Annotated in this window: 9 protein-coding genes; 4 read left to right on the plus strand and 5 right to left on the minus strand. The window is 53.6% G+C overall.

Annotation, left to right across the window (positions count from 1 at the left end; all coding sequences use genetic code 11):
- Positions 1 to 23 precede the first annotated feature (23 nt).
- A complete protein-coding gene (locus A31E_RS19700; protein WP_016248431.1) occupies positions 24 to 482 on the minus strand; it encodes an NfeD family protein in 459 nt (152 codons plus the stop codon).
- Complete coding sequence (locus tag A31E_RS19695) at positions 479 to 1396, minus strand: SPFH domain-containing protein (protein ID WP_000904499.1); 918 nt, start codon at positions 1394 to 1396, stop codon at positions 479 to 481. Before A31E_RS19695 ends, A31E_RS19700 begins: the two co-directional genes overlap by 4 nt.
- Before the next feature lie 145 nt (positions 1397 to 1541).
- Between A31E_RS19695 and fetA the strand changes: the two genes are divergently transcribed.
- Together fetA and fetB are read left to right on the plus strand one after the other, a co-directional pair.
- Positions 1542 to 2219, plus strand: coding sequence for an iron efflux ABC transporter ATP-binding subunit FetA (gene fetA, locus A31E_RS19690; protein ID WP_001114841.1), 678 nt, complete (start codon positions 1542 to 1544; stop codon positions 2217 to 2219).
- Entirely contained in the window at positions 2206 to 2985 is a 780-nt protein-coding gene (gene fetB, locus A31E_RS19685) for an iron efflux ABC transporter permease subunit FetB (protein WP_001515913.1), read from the plus strand. The genes fetA and fetB overlap by 14 nt, the downstream gene beginning before the upstream one ends.
- A 194-nt stretch (positions 2986 to 3179) precedes the next feature.
- Here fetB and cnoX read toward each other — a convergent pair whose 3' ends face one another.
- Genes cnoX through tesA form a run of 3 tightly spaced genes read right to left on the minus strand, consistent with a single transcriptional unit; the run spans position 3180 to position 5517 of the window.
- The gene (cnoX, locus tag A31E_RS19680) at positions 3180 to 4034 is read right to left on the minus strand and encodes a chaperedoxin (RefSeq protein ID WP_001515914.1); all 855 of its coding nucleotides are present in this window, start codon (positions 4032 to 4034) and stop codon (positions 3180 to 3182) included.
- A 60-nt stretch (positions 4035 to 4094) separates the two neighbouring features.
- Positions 4095 to 4904: an NADP(+)-dependent aldehyde reductase gene (gene ybbO / locus A31E_RS19675; RefSeq protein WP_077633335.1), complete on the minus strand. Its 810-nt coding sequence runs from the start codon at positions 4902 to 4904 to the stop codon at positions 4095 to 4097.
- Positions 4894 to 5517: a multifunctional acyl-CoA thioesterase I/protease I/lysophospholipase L1 gene (gene tesA, locus A31E_RS19670; protein WP_024191847.1), complete on the minus strand. Its 624-nt coding sequence runs from the start codon at positions 5515 to 5517 to the stop codon at positions 4894 to 4896. Before tesA ends, ybbO begins: the two co-directional genes overlap by 11 nt.
- On the opposite strand from tesA, the gene ybbA reads away from it, so the two are divergent.
- Positions 5488 to 6174, plus strand: coding sequence for a putative ABC transporter ATP-binding protein YbbA (gene ybbA / locus A31E_RS19665; RefSeq protein WP_001515917.1), 687 nt, complete (start codon positions 5488 to 5490; stop codon positions 6172 to 6174). The genes tesA and ybbA overlap by 30 nt on opposite strands.
- Positions 6171 to 8585, plus strand: coding sequence for a putative ABC transporter permease subunit YbbP (ybbP, locus tag A31E_RS19660; protein WP_000561802.1), 2415 nt, complete (start codon positions 6171 to 6173; stop codon positions 8583 to 8585). Before ybbA ends, ybbP begins: the two co-directional genes overlap by 4 nt.
- Positions 8586 to 8671: the final 86 nt, after the last annotated feature.

Below are 8671 nucleotides of genomic sequence, written 5' to 3' on the forward strand. Positions count from 1 at the left end.
TGATAAGACGCGTCAGCGTCGCATCAGGCGATGACCGCACGGATGATCAACGTTATCCCTTCAATCGCAATCACCTCAACATGCGTGCCCGCACCTAAATCTTCGCTGGCGCTGACCGGCCATGAACTGTCGCCAACGCGCATATGGCCACGCCCGTTGACCAGCGGCGTTTCCAGCACAAAACGACGACCAATTAACTGTTGTCCGCGTTGGTTTAGATGACTATCGCTGTGCTTTTGTTCGCGTACCCGCTGCGACAGCCATTTCCACCACAGCCAGGCGGCGAGTAACGTCAGAACAGCAAACATCACCCCTTGCCATTCCCAACCCAGCGGCAGTAGCCAGACCACCAGACCAGTAATCACCGCCGCGACACCGCTCCACAGCAGATAACCATTGCCGCCCAGCATCTCGGCCGCCAGCAGCAAACCACCGAGACTCAGCCAGAAAATATGCGGGTGGACTACCAGCAACGCGATCATGATTTAGCCCGCTCGCTGGCGCTGTCTTTCACCAGTTCGGCAATCCCGGCAATCGACCCCATCAGACTACTGGCGTCTAATGGCATCATTACCACTTTGCTGTTACTGGACGACCCGATCTGCTGTAACGCTTCGGTGTATTTCTGCGCCACGAAGTAGTTCACCGCCTGAATATCGCCAGAGGCAATGGCTTCAGACACCATTTGGGTGGCGCGGGCTTCCGCTTCGGCGGAACGTTCACGCGCTTCGGCCTGTAGAAAAGCCGACTGACGTTCGCCTTCCGCTTTCAGGATTTGCGATTGTTTTTCACCTTCCGCTTTGAGAATTTCCGCCTGGCGTATCCCTTCCGCTTCAAGGATGTAAGCGCGTTTGGTACGTTCCGCTTTCATCTGCGCGTTCATCGAAGAGATCAGCTCTGCCGGTGGGCGTACATCACGAATTTCTATGCGGGTGACTTTTATCCCCCACGGGTTAGTGGCTTCATCGACAATATGCAGCAGGCGCGAGTTAATGCTATCGCGCTGGGAGAGCATTTCATCCAGTTCCATCGAACCCAGTACGGTACGGATGTTGGTCATGGTCAGGTTAATGATTGCCAGCTCCAGATTGCTGACCTCATAAGCTGCGCGTGGGGCATCAATCACCTGAATAAAACAGACTGCGTCGATAGTCACGTTGGCGTTATCTTTCGAGATAACTTCCTGGGAAGGAATGTCGAGTACTTGTTCCATCATATTGATCTTGCGACCAATGCGATCCATAAACGGCACCACCAGGCTTAGCCCCGGTTGCAATGTTTTGGTATAGCGGCCAAAACGTTCCACCGTCCACTGATAGCCCTGCGGCACGATTTTGACGCCTGCGCCAACAATCACCAGCGCGACAAAAATAAGAATCGGGATAAAGATAAGCATCGGAAAAACCTCCTGTTGTACCGTCCATAATGAGCAAAGTTGCTGCTTGATTAAACAAATTATACCTGATTACTGAAAGGGAGTTCCCCCTTATTACTGTGGAGGATAAACTGTTTTTAGTAAAAATCAGAAAAAGGGATGGGTAATGCCGGAAAATAGTCTTTTGCTTCAGTTACACAACGTCGGATATCTGGCGGGTGATACGAAGATTCTTAATAACATTAATTTTTCGCTGCGAGCTGGCGAATTTAAGTTAATTACCGGCCCTTCCGGTTGCGGCAAAAGTACGCTGCTAAAAATAGTTGCTTCATTAATCAGTCCGACCAGCGGAACGTTACTGTTTGAAGGCGAGGATGTCAGCACACTAAAGCCGGAAATCTACCGCCAACAAGTTTCTTACTGTGCCCAGACGCCAACTCTGTTTGGCGACACAGTATACGATAACCTGATTTTTCCCTGGCAGATCCGTAACCAGCAGCCTGATCCGGCCATTTTTCTCGATTTTTTCGAACGCTTTGCTTTGCCGGATACCATCCTGACTAAAAATGTCTCCGAGCTTTCCGGTGGTGAAAAACAGCGCATCTCGTTGATTCGCAATCTGCAATTTATGCCGAAGGTATTATTACTCGACGAAATTACCAGCGCGCTGGACGAAAGCAACAAACGTAACGTCAATGAGATGATCCACCGTTATGTACGCGAGCAAAATATTGCTGTGCTGTGGGTGACACACGACAAAGATGAAATTAATCATGCGGATAAGGTAATTATGCTGCAACCGAATGCCGGAGAAATGCAGGAAGAACGCTATGAACACGCATAATATTACTAACGAGTCGTTGGCGCTGGCATTAATGCTGGTGGTGGTGGCAATCTTAATTAGCCATAAAGAAAAACTGGCGCTGGAGAAAGATATTCTCTGGAGCGTCGGGCGGGCGATAATCCAACTGTTCATCGTTGGCTATGTACTGAAATATATATTCAGTGTTGATGATGCCAGCCTGACATTATTGATGGTGTTATTTATCTGCTTTAATGCGGCGTGGAATGCGCAAAAACGGAGCAAATATATTACTAAAGCCTTTGTTTCGTCGTTTATTGCCATTACGGTGGGGGCGGGAATTACTCTGGCGGTGCTGATTTTATCGGGTTCGATTGAGTTTATCCCGATGCAGGTGATCCCTATCGCCGGGATGATTGCTGGTAATGCGATGGTTGCTGTGGGGCTGTGTTATAACAATCTCGGGCAGCGGTTTATCAGCGAACAGCAGCAAATCCAGGAAAAATTGAGTCTTGGTGCGACGCCGAAGCAGGCGTCTGCAATATTAATACGCGACAGTATTCGCGCGGCTTTAATTCCGACGGTCGATTCAGCAAAAACGGTTGGCTTAGTGAGTTTGCCGGGAATGATGTCCGGGTTGATATTTGCCGGGATTGATCCGGTGAAGGCGATTAAATATCAGATTATGGTGACTTTTATGTTGCTCTCGACCGCCAGTCTGTCGACCATTATTGCCTGCTATTTAACTTATCGTAAGTTTTATAATTCGCGCCACCAGTTGGTGGTGGCGCAATTGAAGAATAAATAATGCGATGCCTGATGCGACGCTGGCGCGTCTTATCAGGCCTACATGGCTCCTGCAATTTATTGTAGTTGCACGATTTGGTAGGCCGGATAAGGCGTTTACGCCGCATCCGGCGGTTATGCGCGGATGGCTGATGCGACGCTGGCGCGTCTTATCGTGCCTACAAATCCGGGCAAGCGTCGCATCTCAACGAAATATCAATACAACAACGCATACAACTGACGGCGATATTTCGACGCCAGCGCATCACCTGTACCTAGTGCGGCGAGGATCTCCTGGAACGTCTTACGTGTCTGACCGTCTGCGGCGGTTAAATCTTTACGCAGATGCCCAAACAGTAACTCCAGCGCCTCTTCATTGCGCCCAACCTGATGCAGTTGCAGCGCCAGTTGCGTCGCCAGTGCAGCATCTTCTGGATTCTCTGCCACCTGTTGTTGCAACTGTTGAATTTCCGGCGTATCAGCCGCCTGCTTCAGCAGTTCGATTTGCGCCACCAGCCCCTGGTAGCGGGTGTCCTGATCCTGCAACGGGATGGTTTTCAGCACCGCTTCTGCATCTTCTGAACGGTTCAGTGCAATCAGCGTTTCTGCCAGTAGCAGACCGATTTCCCCGTTCTGATTCGACAACTGCCAGGCGTCTTTCAGCAGCGGCAGTGCGTCGGTGTAATTTCCTTCCTGCATCAGTTGCATCGCCTGCTGCGCTTTCAGTTCTTCTTCGCGCGGCAGCACTTTATCCAGCAGGGCGCGGATCGCTTCTTCCGGCTGCGGCCCCTGGAAGCCGTCTACCGGCTGACCGTTCTGGAACAGATACACGGTCGGAATAGCGCGCAGACCAAACTGGGAAGCAATCATCTGCTCCGCGTCACAATCCAGCTTCGCCAGAATAAATTGCCCGTTGTACTGCGCCGCGAGGCTTTCCAGAATCGGGGTTAACTGCAAACAGTGCTGGCTACGTTCAGACCAAAAATAGAACAGTACCGGCGTGGTCATCGACTGTTCAAGAACCTGTTGCAGGTTAGATTCGTTAATGTTGACAATATTTTGTACGGACATGGAGTCACTCTCTGTTGTCGATATTTTCTTTGACATGGGGGCTTAAGCGCACGCTTCAACTCACCCCTGCAATATTTTGTCCATCACGCGCCCCGGCAGCAGGCGTTTAAGCACCATTACCGCCCAGGTAACCAGCGTCACCGGATAGCGTATTTTGGGCTTCTCGCTGATAAAAGCATGGCGCACTTTAGCCACAACTGCTTCCGGCCCCAATGTAAAACGGGCGGCAATGCCGGGGTTTTCGACCGGTTGATCGCTTTGCGTCTGGTTGACGTTGTCGGTGAAACGAGTACGAATAGGGCCTGGCTCAATCAGGCTGACCTTGATTCCGCTGTGGCGCAGTTCCATGCGCAGCGCGTCTGACCACGCCTCCAGCGCATATTTGCTGGCCGCATAAGCGCCGCGACCCGGCGTGGAGATTAATCCCATCACCGATGAGGTCATGACAATACGCCCTTCACCATGCGGCAACATGGCGGGTAACAGACGCATGGTGAGCTGATGTGCGCCGAAAAAGTTGGCGGAAAACTGCTGTTCCATCTGCGTGCGGCTGATGGTGGAAAGGGGGCCATACACGCCGAATCCGGCATTGTTAAAGATCCCATACAGACAATTATCGGTCAGGGCGATCACTTCGTCGGCTGCGCGATCAACACTTTCCGGTGAATCCAGATCGATCAACACGCCGGTTAATCCCATATTGTTCATGCGCTCAACATCATCCGGTTTCCGGCAACCTGCCAGTACATGAAAACCCTGGCGTTTTAATTCGAGCGCGCTTTCCAGGCCAATTCCACTGGAACATCCGGTAATTAAGACCGATTTTTGCATAACTTTACCTGTCAGGATCTCCGTTGCTTTATGAGTCATGATTTACTAAAGGCTGCAACTGCTTCGCCATCCAGTCGGCAATAAACGGCTGGGCGTCGCGGTTGGGATGAATACCGTCATCCTGCATCCATTGTGGTTTGAGGTAGACCTCTTCCATAAAAAAGGGCAGCAGCGGGACATCGAACTCTTTGGCGAGTTTGGGATAAATGGCGCTAAAGGCTTCATTATAACGGCGACCATAGTTTGCAGGCAGACGTATTTGCATTAACAATGGTTCAGCGTTGGCGGTTTTGACATCCTGCAAAATCTGGCGCAGCGTCTGCTCCGTTTGCTGCGGCTGAAAACCACGCAAACCGTCATTGCCGCCCAGTTCAACCAGCACCCAGCGCGGCTGATGCTGTTTCAGCAGAGCCGGAAGGCGCGCCAGCCCTTGTTGCGAGGTGTCGCCGCTGATGCTGGCGTTGACTACCGACGTTTTACTCTGCCACTTATCATTCAACAAGGCAGGCCAGGCCGCGCTGGCAGACATTCGATACCCGGCGCTCAGGCTATCACCCAGAATTAATAACGTGTCCGCTGCGGCGGCACGGAAAGTTAACAGGACCAGGAACAGGAAGGGCAAATGCCAGCGGAAAACATTGTTGAAGTTCATCATCTTAAGAAGTCCGTCGGTCAGGGGGAGCATGAACTCTCCATCCTCACCGGAGTTGAGCTGGTTGTCAAACGCGGCGAAACCATCGCGCTGGTGGGCGAGTCAGGGTCGGGTAAGTCAACCTTACTGGCGATCCTCGCCGGGCTGGATGACGGTAGTAGTGGTGAAGTGAATCTGGTGGGGCAACCGCTACATACTATGGATGAAGAAGCGCGGGCAACGTTACGCGCGAAGCATGTCGGCTTTGTTTTTCAGTCATTTATGTTAATTCCTACCCTTAATGCACTGGAAAATGTCGAACTTCCGGCGCTGCTGCGCGGTGAGAGTAGCGCGGAAAGTCGTAATGGGGCGAAAGCGTTGCTCGAACAGTTAGGACTGGGCAAACGTCTTGATCATCTTCCGGCACAGCTTTCCGGTGGAGAACAGCAACGGGTGGCGCTGGCGCGAGCTTTTAACGGTCGGCCTGATGTGCTGTTTGCCGATGAACCCACCGGCAACCTTGACCGCCAGACGGGCGATAAAATTGCCGACCTGCTGTTTTCCCTCAACCGTGAGCATGGCACCACCCTGATTATGGTGACCCACGACCTGCAACTGGCGGCACGCTGCGACCGCTGCTTACGGCTGGTGAACGGACAGTTGCAGGAGGAAGCATGATTGCACGTTGGTTCTGGCGCGAATGGCGCTCGCCGTCGCTGTTGATTGTCTGGCTGGCGTTAAGCCTGGCGGTGGCCTGCGTGCTGGCGTTGGGCAATATCAGCGATCGGATGGAGAAAGGTTTAAGCCAGCAAAGCCGTGAGTTTATGGCGGGCGATCGGGCGTTGCGCAGTTCGCGCGAAGTACCGCCAGCGTGGCTGGAAGAGGCGCAAAAGCGCGGCCTGAAAGTCGGCAAGCAGCTTACCTTTGCCACCATGACCTTTGCGGGCGACACGCCGCAACTGGCGAACGTCAAAGCGGTTGATGATATCTACCCGATGTATGGCGAGCTACAGACCAATCCTTCTGGACTAAAACCGCAACCGGGCAGCGTATTGCTGGCTCCACGGCTGATGGCGCTCCTGAATTTGAAAACGGGCGATACCATCGACGTGGGCGATGCCACGTTGCGCATTGCCGGAGAAGTGATTCAGGAGCCGGATTCCGGTTTTAATCCCTTCCAGATAGCCCCACGCCTGATGATGAATCTGGCAGATGTCGATAAAACAGGAGCCATACAGCCGGGAAGTCGGGTCACCTGGCGTTATAAATTCGGCGGCAACGAGAACCAGCTCGACGGCTATGAGAAATGGTTGTTACCACAGCTTAAACCCGAACAACGCTGGTACGGTCTGGAACAAGACGAAGGTGCGCTGGGGCGTTCGATGGAACGCTCGCAACAGTTCCTGCTGCTTTCGGCGTTGCTGACCTTGCTGCTGGCGGTGGCGGCGGTCGCGGTGGCGATGAATCATTATTGCCGCAGCCGCTACGATCTGGTGGCGATCCTTAAAACGCTGGGGGCTGGGCGGGCGCAACTGCGTAAGTTAATCGTCGGTCAGTGGCTGATGGTACTGATACTTTCAGCCGTTACCGGCGGAGCGATTGGCCTGTTGTTCGAAAGCGTGTTGATGGTTTTGCTCAAGCCTGTTCTGCCCGCCGCGCTGCCGCCTGCCAGCTTCTGGCCGTGGTTGTGGGCGCTCGGCACCATGACGGTTATCTCGTTGCTGGTGGGGCTGCGACCGTACCGACTGTTGCTGGCAACGCAGCCTTTACGCGTATTACGTAATGATGTGGTCGCCAACGTCTGGCCGCTGAAGTTTTATCTGCCGATTGTCAGTGTGGTGGTTGTGCTGCTGCTCGCCGGATTAATGGGTGGCAGTATGCTGCTGTGGGCGGTGCTGGCGGGCGCGATAGTGCTAGCTTTGCTATGTGGCGTGCTGGGCTGGATGCTGCTCAATGTATTACGCAGTATGACGCTGAAATCGCTGCCTCTGCGCCTGGCGGTTAGCCGCCTGTTACGTCAGCCGTGGTCAACGTTAAGCCAGCTTTCGGCATTTTCGCTCTCCTTTATGCTGCTGGCACTGCTGCTGGTGTTGCGTGGCGATCTGCTTGACCGCTGGCAGCAGCAGTTGCCGCCAGAAAGCCCGAACTACTTTTTAATCAACATCGCCACGGAACAGGTAACGCCGCTAAAAGCGTTCCTCGCGGAATATCAGATAGTCCCGGAATCGTTTTATCCGGTGGTGCGGGCGCGGCTGACGGCAATCAATGGCAAAGCGACAGAAGGCAATGAGGATGAAGCGCTTAATCGCGAGCTGAATCTCACCTGGCAAAATACGCGGCCGGATCATAACCCGATTGTCGCCGGTAGCTGGCCGCCAAAAGCCGATGAAGTGTCGATGGAAGAGGGGCTGGCAAAACGCCTGAACGTTGGTCTGGGCGATACCGTCACCTTTATGGGTGACACCCAGGAGTTTCGCGCCAAAGTCACCAGCCTGCGCAAAGTGGACTGGGAAAGTCTGCGTCCGAATTTCTATTTTATTTTCCCTGAAGGGGCACTGGACGGGCAACCGCAGAGCTGGCTCACCAGTTTCCGTTGGGAGAACGGCAACGGCATGTTGACGCAACTCAACCGCCAGTTCCCGACCATTAGCCTGTTGGACATTGGTGCGATCTTAAAACAGGTCGGCCAGGTGCTGGAGCAGGTAAGTCGGGCGCTGGAAGTGATGGTGGTGCTGGTCACTGCCTGCGGTATGTTGCTGTTGCTGGCACAGGTGCAGGTGGGAATGCGTCAGCGGCATCAGGAATTGGTGGTGTGGCGCACACTCGGCGCGGGCAAAAAGCTGCTGCGCACAACATTGTGGTGTGAGTTTGCCATGCTCGGGTTTGTTTCCGGCCTGGTAGCCGCAATCGGCGCGGAAACGGCGCTGGCGGTGTTGCAGGCGAAAGTGTTTGATTTCCCGTGGGAGCCAGACTGGCGATTGTGGATTGTGCTGCCGTGCAGCGGTGCGTTGCTTCTTTCCCTGTGCGGCGGCTGGCTGGGTGCGCGACTGGTTAAGGGGAAGGCACTGTTCAGGCAGTTTACGGGGTGATGAGAGGCGTTAGATTGCCTGATGCGACGCTTTGCGCGTCTTATCAGGCCTACGGTCTACGGGCAAAATGTAGGCCGGGTGAGGCG

The organism is Escherichia sp. KTE159, from assembly GCF_000408805.1.
Classification (GTDB): Bacteria; Pseudomonadota; Gammaproteobacteria; order Enterobacterales; family Enterobacteriaceae; genus Escherichia; species Escherichia marmotae.